Source organism: Saccharothrix carnea (assembly GCF_003014735.1).
Lineage (GTDB): Bacteria > Actinomycetota > Actinomycetes > Mycobacteriales > Pseudonocardiaceae > Actinosynnema > Actinosynnema carneum.
In genome coordinates this window covers 487,129-503,628 of record NZ_PYAX01000003.1, presented here as the reverse complement: position 1 = coordinate 503,628, position 16,500 = coordinate 487,129, and the positions used below count along the sequence as shown (strand labels likewise).

The window sequence follows — 16,500 nt, the reverse complement described above, 5'->3', positions numbered from 1 at the left end:
ACCACGACCACGTTCGAGTGATCAAGAATCAGACCCAGGCGTTCATCATGCTGTTGGCGGCCATCTCGAGGTACGCCCAGAGCTGTTTGCGGTGCTCAGGGGACAGGTCGACGGAGTCGACGCCGACCTTGGCGCAGCGCAGCCAGGCATCCCGCTCCACGGGACCGATGACGAACGGAGCGTGACGCATCCGCAACCGTGGATGACCGCGGTTGTCGGAGTACGTGTGCGGCCCGCCCCAGTACTGCATGAGGAACAGCCGGAAGCGCTCCTCGGCGGGGCCGAGGTCCTCTTCGGGGTACATCGGACGCAGGACGGGATCGTTGGCCACTTCCTCGTAGAAGCGCGCGACGATCTTGTGGAACGTCTCGTACCCGCCCACTGCTTCGTAGAAGTTCTCCGGAGGAGTGGTCACCCCTCCATCCTGCCTCAGTCCCCCGGGTGCGACCCACGCCGGGCGGGGTTGGCGAACGCATGGCGCATCACGGCGATCCGTGGTGACCGCGCCCGGCGGCCCCGCATCCTGGGCCGGACAGCCTGCCGCGGGGAGGACGGACATGGGCAACGAGGCGTTGCGGTACTGGTTCCGGCGGGGTGGGTGGACGCAGCTCGAACTGGCGCGTGCCGTGGGGCGGCTCGGGCAGGCACGCGGCTACAACGTGGCGCCGGACAGCTCCCGGGTGCGGCGGTGGCTGGAGGGCGAACGGCCTCGGCACCCGGTGCCGGAGCTGCTGGTGGCGTTGTTCGCCGAACGGGTCGGCAGGCCGTTCACGGCGGCGGAGCTGGGGCTCGCCCCGACCCGCGATCTCGTCGCGACGTTGCAGGACTTCACGAGGAGCGATCTGATGATCAAGCGCAGGGACGTGCTCGGCGCGACCGCCGCCCTGGCCACGGGAGCGGTGCTGGAGGGCGTGCTGGCGGGGTGGCTCGACGGGGACGACCGCGCCACACCGGCGCCCGCGCTGGGCCCGGGGCGCATCGGCACGGCCGAGATCGCCGAGATCGAGGCCGCGACCAGGACTTTCTGGAGCTGGGACGCCCAGCGCGGCGGCGGCCTGTACCGCGAGGCGGTGGTGGGTCAGCTCAAGGCGATGACCGACCTGCTCGACCACAGCTACCCCGACCCGATCGGCCGCCGCCTGTTCCGCTCGACCGCGGACCTGGCCAGGTTGGCCGGCTGGATGTCGCACGACGTGGGCCTCCAGTCGACCGCGCAGCGGTACTTCACCCTGGCGTTGCACTGCGCCAAGCGGGCGGGTGACACCGGCCTGGGCGTCGAGGTGCTGTCCCGGATGGCACGCCAGATGGTGCACGTGGGCAAGCCGCGGGAGGCCCTGTCCCTGGTCGCGCTGGCCCGACGCGGTGCGGGCAGCGGGCTGGGACCGATGGCGTCGGCGATGCTCACGACCTGCGAGTCGTGGGCACACGCGACGCTGGGCGACCTGCGGGCGGTGGACCGGGCGGTCGGCGCCGCGGAGGACCAGTTCGCCCGCGCCGACCACGGTGACGTGCCCGGCTGGCTGTCCTACTTCGACCGGGCGGGACTGGAGGGCATGGCGGCGCTGGCGTACCGGACGGCGGCCGACCACCGGCCGGACGCGGCGAAGAAGGCCGAACCGCACCTCGCCGACGCACTGCGCCTGCGCCGCGACACCTACCAGCGGTCGAACCTCTTCGACGTCATCTCCCTGGTGGGCGTCCGCGTCCTCCAGGGCGAGCACGCGGAAGCGAACCGCCTGGCGTCCACCGTGCTGGCCCCGGCCGGGCGGATCAACTCGACCAGGACGTTCGACCGGATCAAGGTCGTCCGCGACCGGGCTGAAGCCGACTCCGCCCGCTCCGACGACGCACGGCTGCTGGCCGACACCCTCACCACCCTGACCGCGGCCTGACAGGCCGGGGCGCCCGCCGCCGGGTCAGGAGGACGTCAGCGAGATGCCCGCCTCGTCCAGGGCGGGCATCAGCTTGGCTCTCAGCGCCCGCTGGACGGCCCACTGGCGGCCCGGCCGGACCTTCACCGTGACCCGCATGGTGATGCCCTCGGGCGTGACCTTCTCCACGCCGAGCACCTGCGGCTTGTCGATGACGTCCTTGGCCAGGACCTCCTCGGCCGTGGCGTCGACCACGGCCTTGGTCAGCACCTCGGTCGCCGACGCCAGGTTCGCGCCGTACCCGAGCGGCAGGTCGACCACGGCCACCGCGAAGCCCTGCGAGGAGTTGCCGACCCGCAGGATCTCGCCGTTGCGGACGTACCAGACGGTGCCGTTGGTGTCGCGGATCGTGGTGATCCGCAGCGCCACCGACTCGACCGTGCCCGTCGCCGGGCCGAGGTCGACCACGTCACCGACGCCGTACTGGTCCTCCAACATCATGAACATGCCGGACAGGAAGTCCTTGACCAGGTTCTGCGCGCCGAAACCGATGGCCACGCCGAGGATGCCCGCCGAGGTCAGGATCGGCGCCGGGTTCATGCCCAGCTCGGTGAGGATCTGGATGAACGCCACGCCGAACACGATGATCGTGACGAACGACTTGAGCACCGAGCCGATGGTCTTGGCCCTCTGCTCGCGCCGCTCGGAGACCAGCGCGCCCAGCGCCTGGGGCGCGCGCTCCCGCAACGGCTTGAGCAGCTTCGGCTTGCGACCGCCGTTGCCCCGGGTCATCCGGTCGATCAGCCGGCGGAGCAGGAACCGGACCACCACGGCGATGATCAAGGTCAACGCGATCCGCAACGCGCCCTCGGCGATCTTGGGGCCGTTGGTCACCCACCACTCGACGGCGAGGGTCGACTCCACGTTGAACACCGGTGACGGCGTCGGTTGCACGTCCAGCACCTGCTCAGTCCTCCACTCACAACTCGAGGCCGGTAGCCCGGGCCAGGAACGTCAACTGGTCCACGGCCAGGCCGACCGACCGGCTCACCGATCGGCCCGCGTGCCCCACCTCGGTCTCGCGGCGGAGCAGCACGGGGTGCTTGGTCGGATCACTCGACGTCGCGTGCTGCAGTGCCGCGCACATCTTCCGGGCGTGGTTGGGGTCCACGCGGCTGTCCGACTCGAAGACCGTGAACAGCACCGAAGGGTACTCAACTCCCGGCCGCACCCGGTGGTACGGGGAGTAGGCCAGCAGCCACGCCAGCTCTTCGGGCACCGACGCGGAACCGTACTCCTCCGCCCACAACCGCCCCAGCAGGAAGTTCTCGTACCGCACCATGTCCAGCAGTGGCGCTGAGCACACCACCGCCGCGTACAGCTCCGGCCGCTGCGTCAACGCCGCGCCGACCAGCAGCCCTCCGTTCGACCCACCCATGATCGACAACTGCTGCGGCGTGGTCCACCCGTCGCGGATCAACCGCTCGGCCGCCGCGTGGAAGTCGTCGAACACGTTCTGCTTGCGCTCCCGCATCCCCGCCCGGTGCCATTCCTCACCCTCCTCGTCGCCGCCCCGCAACGACGCGTGCACCCACACGCCGCCCGCCTCGACCCACGCCAGCGTGGTCGCGCTGTACCCCGGCCCGCGGCCCACCGCGAACCCGCCGTACCCGGTGAGCAACGTCGGCCGGGGCAGGTCCGGGTGCTGTTCCCCGGACACCACGAACATTCGCACGACTGTGCCGTCCGATGACGTGTACGAGACCTGTTGTGTGGACAACTCCGGAATAGCCACCGTTCCGGGCGCCGCCGCATCCAGCTCCGTCCGGCCCTCGGAGAGCGAGTACCGGTACACCGACAAGGGCGTGGTGAAGTCGGACCACCCGAACCACAGGACGTCACGATCGGCAACGGTCAGCTCGTCGGCTGTGGACAACCCGTGCAGCGATCCCGTCCCGGGCATGGGGATCTCACCGAGGTGCTCGCCCGTGGCGGGGGAGTGCAGGTGCAGTTCCGACACCGCGTGCCGGGTCCGCAGCAGCACCAGCGACCCGTCCAGCCACGTGACCGCGTCGAGCACCGAGTCCGGCTGCTCCGGCACCAGTTCCGCCCACGACGTCGGCGCCGAGGGGTCCGCCACGCACAGCCGGAACCGGGGCGCGTCCAGGCTGGTCCGCAGGTAGAGCCGACCGTCCGGGGCCACCCACGCCGAGCACTGCACGTCGTCGGAGTCCCGCACGACCGGCACCAGCTCACCGGAACCGCGCAGGTCGGCGATCCACACCGAGTCGCGCCGCACGGTGCCGGGCGCGCCGTTCACCACCAGCCACCGCCCGTCCTCCGACAGCGACAGCCCGTAGTAGTAGGTGTGGTCGAGCCCGTCACCGTGCACGTTCACGTCCTCGGAAGCGGGCGTGCCCACCCGGTGCCGCCACACCCGCCGGTGGAACTGCCGCTCGTCCTCGGGCACCAGCGCCGGGTCGACCCGCCGCACGTAGAAGAACTCCTCGCCACCGGGCAGCCAGCCCACCGGCGAGTACCGGCACCGGTCGATCGGCCCGTCCAGCAGCTCACCCGTGTCCACGTCCACGACGTGCAGCAACGAGTGCTCGTCGCCGCCCACGGACACCTGGTAGGCCAGCCGCGTGCCCTCCCGCGACGGCGACCAGCGGTCGAGCGTGGTCCGCCCGGACGGGTCGAGCGCCGACACGTCCAGCAGCACCCGCTCCACGCCGTCCACCCGCACGTACAGCACGGGGTGGTCCTGATCCGGCCCGCGGCGCGTGTAGAACGCCCGCCCGGCCCGCCACACCGGCGTGCCCACGGCACCCGTCCGCATCAGCTCACCCAACCGGGCGGCCAGCGCGTCCCGTCCCGGCATGGCGTCCAGCCACGACCGCGCCAACCCGTCCTGCTCGGCCGACCAGGCGGCGGTGCGGGGGTCCGCAGGGTCTTCCAGCCAGCGGTACGGATCTTCGACCGCGTGTCCGTGCAGGTCGTCGACGAGGTCGAGGCGCGGTGCGGTGGGGTAGGTGATCGTCGCAGGCAGTGCTGCGCGGGAGGCTTCGGTCACCTCGCCGAGCGTAGCGAGGGTGATGAAAACCATGTCCGATAGGGGTCCGTTCACCGAACTTTTGATCCCGGCTTCGTGACACGTCACATATCACAGGTGATTTTTGGGGGCGATCTGTGGTCTGCTAGGGCTGAACCGGTGGAGGTGGTCGCGTGCCAGACCGACAACCCACCCCGATCGGCGCCCTGGTGAACGCCGGGATCGCGTCGTCGGTCCCGTCCGGTCAAAAACAGCTCGCGCTGAGCACCGTGCACGCCGTGGTCGACGGGCAGGGAGCCGGTCCGGCGCCTGTGGTGCTGCCTTGGGGAAGACGCAAGGTCCTGCTGCTCAACGCCACGTTCGAACCGCTCACCGCGCTGCCGCTGCGCCGCGCGGTGGTCCTCGTCGTGTGCGGCAAGGCTGAGGTCGTGCACGGTGACCCCGCCGGGGCCGTCGTCCACTCCTCGACGTCCGAGGTCGTCGTCCCCTCGGTGATCCGGCTGGCGAACTACGTGCGCGTGCCCTACCGCGGCCGGGTGCCGCTGACCCGGGCCGGGTTGATGCACCGCGACCGGTACCGCTGCGCGTACTGCGGCGGGCGCGCCGAGACGATCGACCACGTCGTCCCGCGCAGCCGCGGCGGCCCCCACTCGTGGACCAACTGCGTGGCGTGCTGCGCGAAGTGCAACCACCGCAAGGCCGACAAGCTCCTCTCGGAGCTGGGCTGGCGCCTGCGCGTGGTGCCGAACGCGCCCCGCGGACCGCACTGGCGGCTGCTGGCCGGCGTCACCGAGGCCGACCCGCTCTGGCTGCCGTACCTGGGCGAGCCCGCGGCTTAGCGCCACCCCTCTCCCGTCACGCCGCGAGGACGTAGCCCTCGCGGTCGTCGGTGATGCGCACGGAACCGGACGTGATCCGGACCGAGTCGTTCGCGTCGGACGTGATGCGCACCGAACCGGCCATCGTGATGCGCACCGAATCCGTGTCCGACCCGGTGATGCGGACCGACGCGGGCTCCGCCGCCGTGATGCGGACCGAGTCGTCCAGCCCGGACGTGATGCGGACGGAGCCCTGGGCGGTGATCCGAACGGAGTCATCGGAGGTGATGCGCACCGACTCGGCGAGCACTGTCTGAGGCTGAACAGTGGTAACGCTCTGCTCCGATTGGGTGTACGACGAAAGAGTGAGGGCGGCGACCAGAACAAGGTTCATGGTGTACATGTCGTGTCCTCCGAGACTCATCGGGCGGGAATTGGTCTCCGGAATCGGATGCGCAAGACCCGTACAGGTGAAAAGCTAGAAGCCGAGTGGGCCCAGGACAAGACGCCAAACCGGCCGCCATTCGCCTCCGTCCGGGGGAAGACCGTCCGGGTGTACGCACTGCGACGATCGAGCACGGGAGCTAGTGCATCCGGCATTGATGGATACTCAGGGTGACGTCGTCGCAGGTAGGGGGTCGGCTAGATCACAGCGCGTGGTATGCCATGTGCCGGCGCCCATCCCGGCGGCGGACGCGGGGTCGCGGTCGGCCCGGCGTCCCGAGGCGTGGACACCGCCGTACGCGTGATCGGGAGCCGCCCCGCCGGACCCGCGTTCACAGTTGGAACCCGCCCCGGACGGCACCGCGCACCGCGCCGGACCCCCACCGGTGCGGAAACGGGTGCCCTCACCCCGGGGTGAGCAGGACGATCGGTTACCGTAACCGGCGTGACCATCGTGGAGACCGTGCTCGTCTTCGCGCTGATCCCGCTGGCCATCTACGGCGTGATCACGCTACTGACGCTGAGGCCGAAGGCCACCCGCATTCAGCGGTACCGCCCGGGCCAGGAGTGGAACTACGCCCCCGTCTGGTGGACGGCGAACCCCGCGGGCTTGCCCGGCGGCGCGCACCAGGCCGTCACGGCGCCGGCCGAGGGCCGCACCGCCAAGGGAGGTGCCCGTGGCAACTGGTGAGCTGACGAGGGTGGAGGTGGACCCGTCGACCCTCCCCGAGGGCGCGGTCGTCACCAACAGCGGCCGGGTGTCCGCCGCGAAGATGTACGAGCCGCACGCGCCGAGCCTGCCGTTCACGCCGGTGCAGCTGGCGAGCCTGGACGAGGCGTTGACGCTGGCCAGCCGCACCACCGGGCTGGACTTCAGCGTCTACCTCGGCGAGCTGGGCGCCGACTCCCGCGCGAAGGCCGAGGAGCTGCACGCGAGCACCCCGCGCCCGACGCACGCCGTGCTCGTCGCCGTGTCGCCCGGTGAACGCCGGGTCGAGGTGGTGACGGGCGAGGAGTCCCACCGCCGCATCGCCGACCGCGGCGCGAAGCTCGCCGTGATGAGCATGGTCGCGTCCTTCAAGGAGGGCGACCTCGCCGGCGGCCTGGTGAGCGGCCTGCGGATGCTGACCGACCAGGCGGGTCACGCGCCGAAGAACGCCTGACGCACGAACCGAAGTGAAGGCCCCGGCGCGCACGTCGCCGGGGCCTTCGTCGTCAGCGGGCTTTGAGCGCGTCCACGAACGCCCTCAGCCGCGCCGGGCTGACCCCGAGCACCACGCCGGGGTTCTTGCTGTCCCGCACCGCGCCGAGGTGGTTCGCCACCTCGACGCAGTCGCCACTGGCGCTCTTCCCGGACTTCTTCCACCGAAGTGTCATGCGACTCCCGTCGTCCGCCGCACCTCCTTCGCGATCAGCTCGAAGGACTCCTGCGGGCTCATCGCGACCTCCAGCAACTCTGGCACGGACCGCTCGAAACCGGCTACCGCTTCGGATTCCTGCACGAAGACGGCGCTGACCGGGTTCTCCAGGTGCACGAAGGACGTGCCGTCGCACTTGATCAGCTGGAACGAGCCGCAGAGCCCGGGGTGCCAGCCGGTGGCGGTGGGCACGATCCGCAGCTCGACGTTCTCGTGCGCGCTCATCATCAGCAGGTGGTCGAACTGCTCGGCCATGACCGCCGGGCCGCCGATCGTCTGGTGCAGCACACCTTCGCCGATGAGCGCGGTGAAGCGGACAGGGTCGCGGCGGGTGAGGATGTCGCGTCGGCCCATCCGGACGGCGACGCGGGTGGCGATCTCCTCGTGGGGTACGGGAACGGCCTCCATGATCGTGCGGGTGTAGGAGCTGACCTGGAGCAGGCCGGGGATGATCAGCGGCGACCAGCTCACCACTTCCTTGGCCATCTGCTCGATCTCGACCAGTGCGGCGATCTGGGCGCGGCGCTCGGGCAGTTCGATCACGGCGAGGGGCGATCCGCTCGGGTCCTCGGTCATCTCCAGGATTTCTTCGCGTTCCCGATCGGGTAGTTCGAGTGGCGCCAAGATGCGGATGACCTCCGTGCGGGTCGGCACGCGTTGGCCGCTTTCGTTGCGCGAGAGCAACGAATGTGCGACGCCAATCTTCTCCGCGAGCGCGCGTTGGCTGATTTTATTGGCCTTGCGGGCGTTGCGCAAACGCGCTCCCAGAGCGATGGATTTCGACGTGTTGCGGTTCATGGGAATGCATCTTAAAGCGGGACCAGTGGCCAAGGCTGTCGCTCGATAAGGGTATTGACCTCGATGTTGCGGGCCGGACAAAGTGTTGTGCACCAGGCCACCGACCAGCCCGCACACTGGTCGGACATGTGCGGCGGGTGGTGAAGCACGCAAAGAGGAACGCGTCGCCCACCACCCGCCGTGCCTTTGCTCTTGTGCGGCATAGGGGGATTTGTGGAGTCCGAAGAAAAGCCGGTCACCCGGCTCAGCACTGCCCGTAGCCGTGAATTGGGAGAGGAATTGCGCCGGGTCCGCCACCGGGCCCGGATGACGTCCGGTTTCGTCGCCGACGCCCTGGGCTGGTCCCTGGGCAAGCTGTCGAAGCTCGAAACCGGCAGCCGTGGCACGAGCCCGTGGGAGATCGGGACGCTGCTCGGCCGTTGCGGCGCGGACAAACCGACCCGCGACCGGATCCTGGCCATCGCCAGCGAGGCCGACACGGGCAACTTCGTGCGCCGGCACGAGCCGTGGTCGGACACGCTCACGGCGTTGACCGTGCACGAGTACGCGGCCAGCACGTTGACGACCTACGAGCCGCTGGTGATCCCGAGCCTGGCGCAGACCGAGGAGTACGCGCTCGCGCTGACCAAGGACCGTGGTGTGGTCGATGCGCGGATGGCCCGTCAGGAGACGCTGCGCAGGCCGGGCGGCCCGGAGACGGTCATCTACGTCCACGAGGCGGCGTTGCGGGTCGTCGTCGGCGACTCGAAGGTCATGCGGGACCAGATGCTGCGGCTGACGCTGATGTGCGGGTGGGCGCGGATCAGCCCGCGGATCATCCCGATGAGCGCGCAGGCGCACGCCGTCCTGCGCCACTCCGGGGCCCTGCTGACGTTCCCGGCACCGATCAAGCCACTGGCCTACGCCGAAACCGAGACCGCGACGGTGTTCCACGACGAACCCGACGCGATCGCCGCCTACGAGGTCAAGATGCGCCAACTCGAACGGCTGGTCCTCTCACCGACCCACTCGCGCGACGTGTTCGCCCGCTGGGCCGACGCCTACGACCGCGACCACCGCTCCGCCCCGGAAGCGAAACGGGGCGACACCTGAAGTGCCGCCCCGCCCACGTCACACCGGCGTTCTCAGGACCGGTCGAACTCCTGGGCCGCCAAGGCGCGCACGATGCCCGCACGGCCTTCCGACACCAGTCGCCGCAGCGCCGGCGGCCGTTCCTCGGCCAGCCACGCGTCCGACGCCTCGACCGTCTCCTTCGAGATCGACCACGACGGGAACAGGCCGACGACCATCGACTGCGCCCGTTCGCTCGACCGGCGCTCCCACACGTCGGCCACGTCGGCGAAGTACCGCGCCACGAACGGCTGGAGCAGCGCCTTCTGGCCGGGGTGCTGGATGCCCGCGATGATCGCCTCCGACACCGCGTTCGGCAGCTCGTCGTCGTTCACCGCGCGGTCCCACGCCTCGGTCTTGGCGTCCAGGGTCGGCCGCAGGGCCCGAGCCGACTCGGCCTTGCGGCGGCCGGTGGCGGTCGGGTCGCGCTCCTCCTCGGCGCGGATCTCGTCCAGGTCGGCGGCACCGTGCGCGACCAGCGCGTGCAGCAGCCGCCAGCGCAGGTCGGTGTCCACGTCGAGGCCTTCGAGCACGTCCGTGCCGTCCAGCCAACCCCGCACGACCGCCAACGTCGAGGAGTCCAGCACCGAACCCGCCAACGCGTTCACGAACGCCAGCTGGTGGTCCGAACCGGGCTCGGCCGCCCGCGCCAGCTCCAACGTCCGCGAGGTGAACTTCCGCCAGCCCTCGTCACGCCACGACACGTCCGCGTACGACGACAGCGCCGTCTGCGCCTGCAGCAGCAGCCGCTGCACCACGCCGACCTCGGTCTCGGCGTGCAGTCCGCCGAGCACCAGGTTCACGAAGTCGCGGGCCTTCAGCTCCGCCTCACGCGTCATCTCCCACGCCGCCGACCAGCACAGCGTGCGCGGCAGCGGCTCCGCGATGTCGGCGATGTGGTCGATCAGCGACGCCAGCGAGTCCGCGTCCAGCCGCATCGTGCAGTAGGTGAGGTCGTCGTCGTTGACCAGCACCAGCTTGCCGCGTGGCACGCCGACCAGCTCGGGCACCTCGGTGCGTTCGCCGGACACGTCCAGCTCCACCCGGTGCGTGCGCACGAGCTTGCCGTCGTCGTCGGAGTCGTACACGCCGACCGCCAACCGGTGCGTGCGCAGCTCACCCTTGCCCGGCCGGGCACCGCCCTGGAGCACGGCGAACTCGGTGAACCTGCCCTCGGCGTCGACGGAGTACTTGGGCCGCAGCAGGTTCAGGCCGGTGGTCTCCAGCCACTGCGCGCTCCACCACGACAGGTCGCGGCCGGAGGCCTCTTCCAGCGCGTTGAGCAGGTCGGCCAGCGTGGCGTTGCCCCACGCGTGCTTGCCGAAGTACACCCGCAGGCCGGACAGGAAGTTGTCCAGCCCCACGTACGACACCAGCTGCTTGAGCACCGAGGCGCCCTTGGCGTAGGTGATGCCGTCGAAGTTGACCTCGACCGCCTGCAGGTCCGGGATGTCGGCGGCCACCGGGTGGGTGGACGGCAGCTGGTCCTGCCGGTAGGCCCACGACTTCTCGATCTTGGCGAACGTCGTCCACGCCTGCCGGTACTCGGTCGCCTCGGCCTGCGCCAGCACCGACGCCCAGGTGGCGAACGACTCGTTCAGCCACAGGTCGTCCCACCAGCGCATGGTGACCAGGTCGCCGAACCACATGTGCGCCATCTCGTGCAGCACGGTCTCGGCGCGGCGCTCGTACAGGTAGCGGGTGACGCGGCTGCGGAAGACGTAGTCCTCCAGGAACGTGACGCAGCCCGCGTTCTCCATCGCGCCCGCGTTGAACTCGGGCACGAAGCACTGGTCGTACTTGCCGAACGGGTACTTGACCCCGAAGGCGCGGTGGTAGAACCCGAAGCCCTGCTTGGTCTCGGTGAACAACCGCTCGGCGTCCATGTGCGGCGCGAGCGACGCGCGGCAGTAGATGCCCAGCGGGATCGTCGTCTCGCCGTCGCTGAACTCGTCGCGCCACTCCGCGTACGGGCCCGCGACCAGCGCGACCAGGTACGTCGACATGGGCTTGGTGGTGGCGAAGACGTGCCGGTCCGCGCCACCGGCCGCGTCCACAGTGGACTCGATCGCCGAGTTGGAGACGACCTTCCAGTGGTGCGGCGCGATCACCGTCAGGTCGTAGACCGACTTCAGGTCGGGCTGGTCGAAGCAGGCGAACATGCGCTTGGCGTCCGCCGTCTCGAACTGCGAGTACAGGTAGACCTCGCCGTCGACCGGGTCGACGAACCGGTGCAGGCCCTCGCCGGTGTTCATGTACCGGCAGTCGGCCTCGATCGTCAGCTCGTTGACCTCGGCCAGCTCGGGCAGGTGGACGCCGTCCTCCTCGCGGTACGAGGAGACGTCCAGCTCGTGCCCGTTGAGCACGGCGCGGTGGACGTTGGCGGCCACGATGTCCACCCACGAGGACGCGCCGGGCGTCCGGCTGCGGAACGCGACGGTCGTGGTCGAGCGGAACGTGTCCGAGCCGGGCTTGCCGCCACCGTCGGTCAGGTCCAGCTCGATCCGGTAGGAGTCGACCTCCAGCAGCGCGGCCCGCTGCTGGGCCTGGTCGCGGGTGAGGTTGGGTGCCGCCACTGGTCACCTCGTCTGCCGGCGCCACGGGACCTCGGCGCCGACCTCGTCGGAACGGGAATGGGTGTCGAGTCGGTGAACACGACAGTCGCATCCAATCACGTGGGACCCCCGGAAGTGGACTGGCGTCCGAGGGAAGACTGCGTGCGGTCGGCTGGTTGAGCACGATGGGAGCGCCGAACCTGGCGCACCGCTCACGAACAGCCACGGAGGGAACACCGCATGTCGACAGAGGGACGCACGGAAGTCGACTTCTACTTCGACCCGATCTGCCCGTTCGCGTGGATCTCGTCGCGGTGGATCCTCGAGGTGGAGAAGCAGCGCGACCTCGACCTGAACTTCCGCGTGATGAGCCTGTCCGTGCTGAACGAGGGCCGTGACCTGCCCGCCGACTACCGCGACATGATGGACCGCGGCTGGGGTCCGGTGCGGGTCGCCATCGCCGCCGCCAAGCTCAAGGGCGACGGCGTGCTGCGGGACCTCTACACCGCGCTCGGCACCCGGATCCACAACGAAGGGCTGGGCCAGTCGCGCGACTACGACCAGGCCATCAAGCTGGCCTTGGAGGACGTCGACCTGCCCGCGGAGCTGGCCGCCGCCGCGCACACCGACGAGCACGACGAGGAGTTGCGGGCCAGCCACCACCGCGGCATGGACCCGGTGGGCATGGACGTCGGCACGCCCACCATCCACATCGACGGGGTGGCGTTCTTCGGGCCCGTGCTGTCCAAGATCCCGCGTGGTGAGGACGCCGTGAAGGTGTTCGACGGCGCGCGGGCGTTGGCGAGCTTCCCGTACTTCTTCGAGCTCAAGCGCACCCGGACCGGGGGACTGGACTTCTCCTGACGCGCCCGGTGTGACACTCTTGGGCACGTTTCGTCTGGGAGTGTCACACCGTTCTCGGGGAGTCCGCAGTGATCGAGGTCGTCAACCCGACCACCGAAGAGGTCGTCGGCACCGTCCGCGCCGGCACGCCCGGCGGCGTGGACGAAACCGTGACCAGGGCTGTTGCCGCTTTTCCGGAATGGTCCGCGACGTCGTTGGACTCGCGGGTGGCGCTCGTGCGGGCGGTGGCGGACGCGCTGGAGGCGCGGACCGAGGAGTTCGCCGCGACCATGACGGCGGAGATGGGCACGCCCATCACGTTCGCGTCACGGGTGCAGGTGCCGAACCCGGTGGGGATCGCGCGAGGCGTGGCGGACGCGGTGGCTGCCGGGTTCTTCGACGAGTCCGAGATCGGGAACTCGTTGGTGCTGCGGGAGCCGATCGGCGTGGTCGCGGCCATCACGCCGTGGAACTTCCCGTTGCAGCAGATGGTGGCCAAGGTCGTGCCCGCGTTGGCGGCGGGCAACGTGGTGGTGCTCAAGCCCAGTGAGCTGGCGCCCCTGACGGCCGACCTGCTCGCCTCGGTGCTGTCCGACGTGGGCGTTCCGCCTGGCGTGTTCTCACTGGTCCACGGCACGGGTCCGGTGGTGGGCGAGGCGTTGGCCGGTCACCCGTTGGTGGACATGGTGTCGTTCACCGGGTCGACGCGGGCGGGTCGGCGGGTGTCCGCGCTGGCCGCCGAGACGGTGAAGCGGGTGGCGTTGGAGCTGGGCGGGAAGTCCGCGAACGTGGTGCTGGACGACGCGGACCTGACGCGTGCGGTGAAGATCGGCGTGGGTAACGCGTACATGAACAACGGGCAGGCGTGCAGCGCGTGGACCCGCCTGCTGGTGCCCGCTTCCCGGCACGACGAGGCGCTGGAGATCGCGGTCGCCGCGGCGGCCAAGTACGAGCCCGGCGACCCGTCCCTGCCGTCCACTCGCCTGGGTCCGGCCGTGACGGCGGCGCAGCGCGACCGCGTCGTCGGCCACATCGAGCGCGGCATCGCCGAGGGTGCCAAGCTCGCGCTCGGCGGTACTTCCCGGCCTCTCGACCGCGGGTTCCACGTGACGCCGACCGTCTTCGGCTCGGTCCGGCCGGAGATGGCGATCGCCCAGGAGGAGATCTTCGGCCCGGTCCTGTCCGTGATGCCGTACGAGGACGAGGACGACGCCGTGCGCATCGCCAACTCCACCATCTACGGCTTGGGCGGCGCCGTGTTCTCCGCCGACCCCGCACGCGCGCTGTCCGTGGCCAAGCGCCTGCGCACCGGCCAGGTCGACATCAACGGTGCCGCGTTCAACACCAGCGCCCCGTTCGGCGGCTACCGCCAGTCCGGCAACGGCCGCGAGTTCGGCCCCCACGGCCTCTCCGAGTTCACCGAACTGAAATCCATCCAACGCTAACCGCGAGAGTCGTACGTTCAGGGCGCGAGAGTCCAACGCTCAGAGCACCTGAATTCAACACTCGGCATACCGCGCGGTACGGCCGAGTGTTGAACTCAGGGTGCGCGAACGTACGACTCTCGCGCGCTGAACGTACGACTCACGCGTGGAGGAGGCCGTTGGTCAGGCGGGGGACGGCGGTGCTCACGTTGACCTCGGAGGCCAGGGTGACGTCGCCGGCGTGGCCCGCGGCGATCAGTTCACGGCCGGAGACGCAGCCGGCCAGGACGTCGTCCACGGAGGCCCACGCGTAGGTCTCCGCGGCCAGCGCCGCTTCCACCGAGGCGGAGCCGTAGCCGAGCAGGGACGACATGACCGCGCCCGCCCCGAGCAGGTCCTCGACCGCCGGCCGCAGGGGTCCCGCGTCCTCGGACTCGGCGAGGTTCACGCCCCAGCGCTCACCGCCCGGCACCACGCCGATCGGCCCACCCGCCGCCAACTCCCGAGCCGCCGCGGCGACCGCCCGAGCGTTGCGCAAACACCCCGCCAACACGATCGCGCCGGTCGAAGCGGCCAACGCGCACAACGTCGCCCCGTTCGCCGAAGGCAGCTCCAACACCGTCCCCGCGGGCACCGACACCAGCGACGACGGCCGCAACGTCCACGACGGGTCCGCCGGAGGCGCCGCCGAAGCCCGGTCCTTCCAGTGCACCGGCCGCACGGCCCCACCGCGCGCCACCACCACGTCCACCGCCGTGGAGAACGACAGCACGTCCACGACCACGAGCACCGCGCACTGCTCCCCGAGCGCGGCAACGCCCTCCGGCCCCCACTCCAGCCGCAGCCGGTAACCCTCTTGTCCGAACACCCGGCCAAGGATGGCAGACTTGCTGACGTGCGCGTTTACCTGGGATCGGACCACGCGGGCTTCGAGCTGAAGACCCACCTCGTCAAGCACCTGACCGACGCGGGCCACGAGGTGGTCGACGTCGGACCGGCCGTCTACGACGCCGAGGACGACTACCCGCCGTTCTGCATCGAGGCCGCCCGCCGCGTCGTCGCGGACGAGGGCAGCCTGGGCATCGTCATCGGCGGCTCCGGCAACGGTGAGCAGATCGCCGCGAACAAGGTGCCCGGCGCCCGTGCCGCGCTCGCCTACAGCGTCGAGACGGCGAAGCTCGCCCGCGAGCACAACGACGCCCAGCTCATCGGCGTCGGCGGCCGGATGCACACCACCGAGGAGGCGTTCGCGATCGTCGAGGCGTTCCTGGCGACCCCGTTCTCCGGGCAGGAACGGCACGCCCGCCGCATCGGCATCCTCAGCGAGTACGAGCGCACCGGCGAGGCGCCGGCCCTGCCGTAATGCCCGAAGGCCACACGCTGCACCGCCTGGCGAAGCTGCACCAACGCCGGTACGCGGGCTCGACGGTCCGGGTGTCGAGCCCGCAGGGCAGGTTCTCCGCGTCCCTTGTGGACGGTCGGCTGTTCGAACGCGCCGAGGCGCACGGCAAACACCTGTTCCACGTCTACGGGCCGGACGCGATTGTGCACGTCCACCTGGGCCTGTACGGCACGTTCACCGAGTCGCCGCACCCCGTGACCGAACCGGTCGGCCAGGTGCGGATGCGGCTGTCCGGGCCCACCCACTGGACCGACCTGCGCGGCCCGAACCGGTGCGAGATCCTGACCGACGTCGAGGTGGCCGCCCTGCGCGCCCGGCTCGGCCCGGACCCGCTGCGCCGTGACGCGAAACCCGACCTCGCCTACACGCGCATCTCGCGGTCACGCCAGTCCATCGCCGTGCTGCTGATGGACCAGACGGTGCTCGCCGGCGTCGGCAACGTCTACCGCGCCGAAGTGCTGTTCCGGCACGGCGTCCACCCGCTGGTGCCCGGCAACCGGGTCGACCGGGCGTTGTGGGACGACCTGTGGCACGACCTGGTCGTGCTCATGCGCGCCGGCGTGAAGGTCGGCCGCATCGACACCGTGCGGCCCGAGCACCTGCCCGAGGTCACCGGTCGCGCGCCGCGCCAGGACCGGCACGGCGGCGAGGTCTACGTCTACCGCCGCACCGGTCAGCCGTGCCTGGTCTGCGGCACGCCCGTGGCCGCCGCCGAACTGGCCGGCCGCAACCTCTACTGGTGCCCGACCTGCCAACCGGCCTGAC

17 protein-coding genes are annotated in these 16,500 nt (G+C 70.5%); 9 read left to right on the top strand and 8 right to left on the bottom strand.

Features of this window, described 5'->3' with window-relative positions:
- Nucleotides 1-28: 28 nt before the first annotated feature.
- On the bottom strand, nucleotides 29-415 hold the full coding sequence (locus B0I31_RS10670) for a globin (protein WP_245949798.1): 387 nt from the start codon (nucleotides 413-415) through the stop codon (nucleotides 29-31).
- Between the two features lie 142 nt (nucleotides 416-557).
- Between B0I31_RS10670 and B0I31_RS10665 the strand changes: the two genes are divergently transcribed.
- Nucleotides 558-1,892: an NsdA family TPR-like regulatory protein gene (locus tag B0I31_RS10665; protein WP_106615150.1), complete on the top strand. Its 1,335-nt coding sequence runs from the start codon at nucleotides 558-560 to the stop codon at nucleotides 1,890-1,892.
- A gap of 24 nt (nucleotides 1,893-1,916) precedes the next feature.
- Here the strand turns inward: B0I31_RS10665 and B0I31_RS10660 are convergent, their stop codons facing one another.
- Complete coding sequence (locus B0I31_RS10660) at nucleotides 1,917-2,834, bottom strand: mechanosensitive ion channel family protein (RefSeq protein ID WP_181320088.1); 918 nt, start codon at nucleotides 2,832-2,834, stop codon at nucleotides 1,917-1,919.
- A gap of 16 nt (nucleotides 2,835-2,850) precedes the next feature.
- Nucleotides 2,851-4,944 carry a prolyl oligopeptidase family serine peptidase gene (locus B0I31_RS10655; protein ID WP_245949797.1) on the bottom strand — a complete coding sequence of 698 codons (2,094 nt, stop codon included), beginning with the start codon at nucleotides 4,942-4,944 and terminating at the stop codon, nucleotides 2,851-2,853.
- Nucleotides 4,945-5,096: 152 nt separating this feature from the next.
- Between B0I31_RS10655 and B0I31_RS10650 the strand changes: the two genes are divergently transcribed.
- Complete coding sequence (locus B0I31_RS10650) at nucleotides 5,097-5,762, top strand: HNH endonuclease (protein ID WP_245949796.1); 666 nt, start codon at nucleotides 5,097-5,099, stop codon at nucleotides 5,760-5,762.
- A 16-nt stretch (nucleotides 5,763-5,778) separates the two neighbouring features.
- Here the strand turns inward: B0I31_RS10650 and B0I31_RS10645 are convergent, their stop codons facing one another.
- The gene (locus tag B0I31_RS10645) at nucleotides 5,779-6,051 is read right to left on the bottom strand and encodes a hypothetical protein (RefSeq protein WP_106615148.1); all 273 of its coding nucleotides are present in this window, start codon (nucleotides 6,049-6,051) and stop codon (nucleotides 5,779-5,781) included.
- Nucleotides 6,052-6,630: 579 nt separating this feature from the next.
- Here B0I31_RS10645 and ctaJ point away from each other — a divergent pair.
- A complete protein-coding gene (gene ctaJ, locus B0I31_RS10640; RefSeq protein WP_106615147.1) occupies nucleotides 6,631-6,876 on the top strand; it encodes an aa3-type cytochrome oxidase subunit CtaJ in 246 nt (81 codons plus the stop codon).
- A complete protein-coding gene (locus B0I31_RS10635) occupies nucleotides 6,863-7,348 on the top strand; it encodes a DUF5130 family protein (protein WP_106615146.1) in 486 nt (161 codons plus the stop codon). The genes ctaJ and B0I31_RS10635 overlap by 14 nt, the downstream gene beginning before the upstream one ends.
- Before the next feature lie 52 nt (nucleotides 7,349-7,400).
- Here the strand turns inward: B0I31_RS10635 and B0I31_RS10630 are convergent, their stop codons facing one another.
- Together B0I31_RS10630 and B0I31_RS10625 are read right to left on the bottom strand one after the other, a co-directional pair.
- Nucleotides 7,401-7,562 carry a DUF397 domain-containing protein gene (locus B0I31_RS10630; protein ID WP_083668319.1) on the bottom strand — a complete coding sequence of 54 codons (162 nt, stop codon included), beginning with the start codon at nucleotides 7,560-7,562 and terminating at the stop codon, nucleotides 7,401-7,403.
- A complete protein-coding gene (locus B0I31_RS10625) occupies nucleotides 7,559-8,401 on the bottom strand; it encodes a helix-turn-helix domain-containing protein (RefSeq protein WP_106615145.1) in 843 nt (280 codons plus the stop codon). Before B0I31_RS10625 ends, B0I31_RS10630 begins: the two co-directional genes overlap by 4 nt.
- 180 nt (nucleotides 8,402-8,581) lie before the next feature.
- On the opposite strand from B0I31_RS10625, the gene B0I31_RS10620 reads away from it, so the two are divergent.
- Nucleotides 8,582-9,493: a helix-turn-helix domain-containing protein gene (locus B0I31_RS10620; RefSeq protein ID WP_342751471.1), complete on the top strand. Its 912-nt coding sequence runs from the start codon at nucleotides 8,582-8,584 to the stop codon at nucleotides 9,491-9,493.
- Between the two features lie 32 nt (nucleotides 9,494-9,525).
- Here B0I31_RS10620 and pepN read toward each other — a convergent pair whose 3' ends face one another.
- Nucleotides 9,526-12,087 (bottom strand): aminopeptidase N, encoded by a 2,562-nt coding sequence (gene pepN, locus B0I31_RS10615; protein WP_106615143.1) that lies wholly within the window; start codon nucleotides 12,085-12,087, stop codon nucleotides 9,526-9,528.
- Nucleotides 12,088-12,306: 219 nt separating this feature from the next.
- Between pepN and B0I31_RS10610 the strand changes: the two genes are divergently transcribed.
- Nucleotides 12,307-12,930, top strand: a complete 624-nt coding sequence (locus tag B0I31_RS10610; RefSeq protein WP_106615142.1) for a mycothiol-dependent nitroreductase Rv2466c family protein — start codon at nucleotides 12,307-12,309, stop codon at nucleotides 12,928-12,930.
- Nucleotides 12,931-12,998: 68 nt separating this feature from the next.
- Nucleotides 12,999-14,354, top strand: coding sequence for an aldehyde dehydrogenase family protein (locus B0I31_RS10605; protein WP_106615141.1), 1,356 nt, complete (start codon nucleotides 12,999-13,001; stop codon nucleotides 14,352-14,354).
- Nucleotides 14,355-14,493: 139 nt separating this feature from the next.
- On the opposite strand, the gene B0I31_RS10600 is transcribed toward B0I31_RS10605, so the two are convergent.
- The gene (locus tag B0I31_RS10600) at nucleotides 14,494-15,201 is read right to left on the bottom strand and encodes a 2-phosphosulfolactate phosphatase (protein WP_245949795.1); all 708 of its coding nucleotides are present in this window, start codon (nucleotides 15,199-15,201) and stop codon (nucleotides 14,494-14,496) included.
- A gap of 27 nt (nucleotides 15,202-15,228) precedes the next feature.
- On the opposite strand from B0I31_RS10600, the gene B0I31_RS10595 reads away from it, so the two are divergent.
- Together B0I31_RS10595 and B0I31_RS10590 are read left to right on the top strand one after the other, a co-directional pair.
- Nucleotides 15,229-15,696 (top strand): ribose-5-phosphate isomerase, encoded by a 468-nt coding sequence (locus B0I31_RS10595; protein WP_106615140.1) that lies wholly within the window; start codon nucleotides 15,229-15,231, stop codon nucleotides 15,694-15,696.
- Complete coding sequence (locus tag B0I31_RS10590; protein ID WP_106615139.1) at nucleotides 15,696-16,499, top strand: Fpg/Nei family DNA glycosylase; 804 nt, start codon at nucleotides 15,696-15,698, stop codon at nucleotides 16,497-16,499. Before B0I31_RS10595 ends, B0I31_RS10590 begins: the two co-directional genes overlap by 1 nt.
- The last annotated feature ends 1 nt before the right edge of the window (nucleotide 16,500 follow it).

Coding starts and splice junctions, on each gene's coding strand:
- B0I31_RS10665 (WP_106615150.1), top strand. CDS start 558: ATGGGCAACGAGGCGTTGCGGTACTGGTTCCGGCGGGGTGGGTGGACG.
- B0I31_RS10630 (WP_083668319.1), bottom strand. CDS start 7,562: ATGACACTTCGGTGGAAGAAGTCCGGGAAGAGCGCCAGTGGCGACTGC.
- B0I31_RS10625 (WP_106615145.1), bottom strand. CDS start 8,401: ATGAACCGCAACACGTCGAAATCCATCGCTCTGGGAGCGCGTTTGCGC.
- B0I31_RS10610 (WP_106615142.1), top strand. CDS start 12,307: ATGTCGACAGAGGGACGCACGGAAGTCGACTTCTACTTCGACCCGATC.
- B0I31_RS10590 (WP_106615139.1), top strand. CDS start 15,696: ATGCCCGAAGGCCACACGCTGCACCGCCTGGCGAAGCTGCACCAACGC.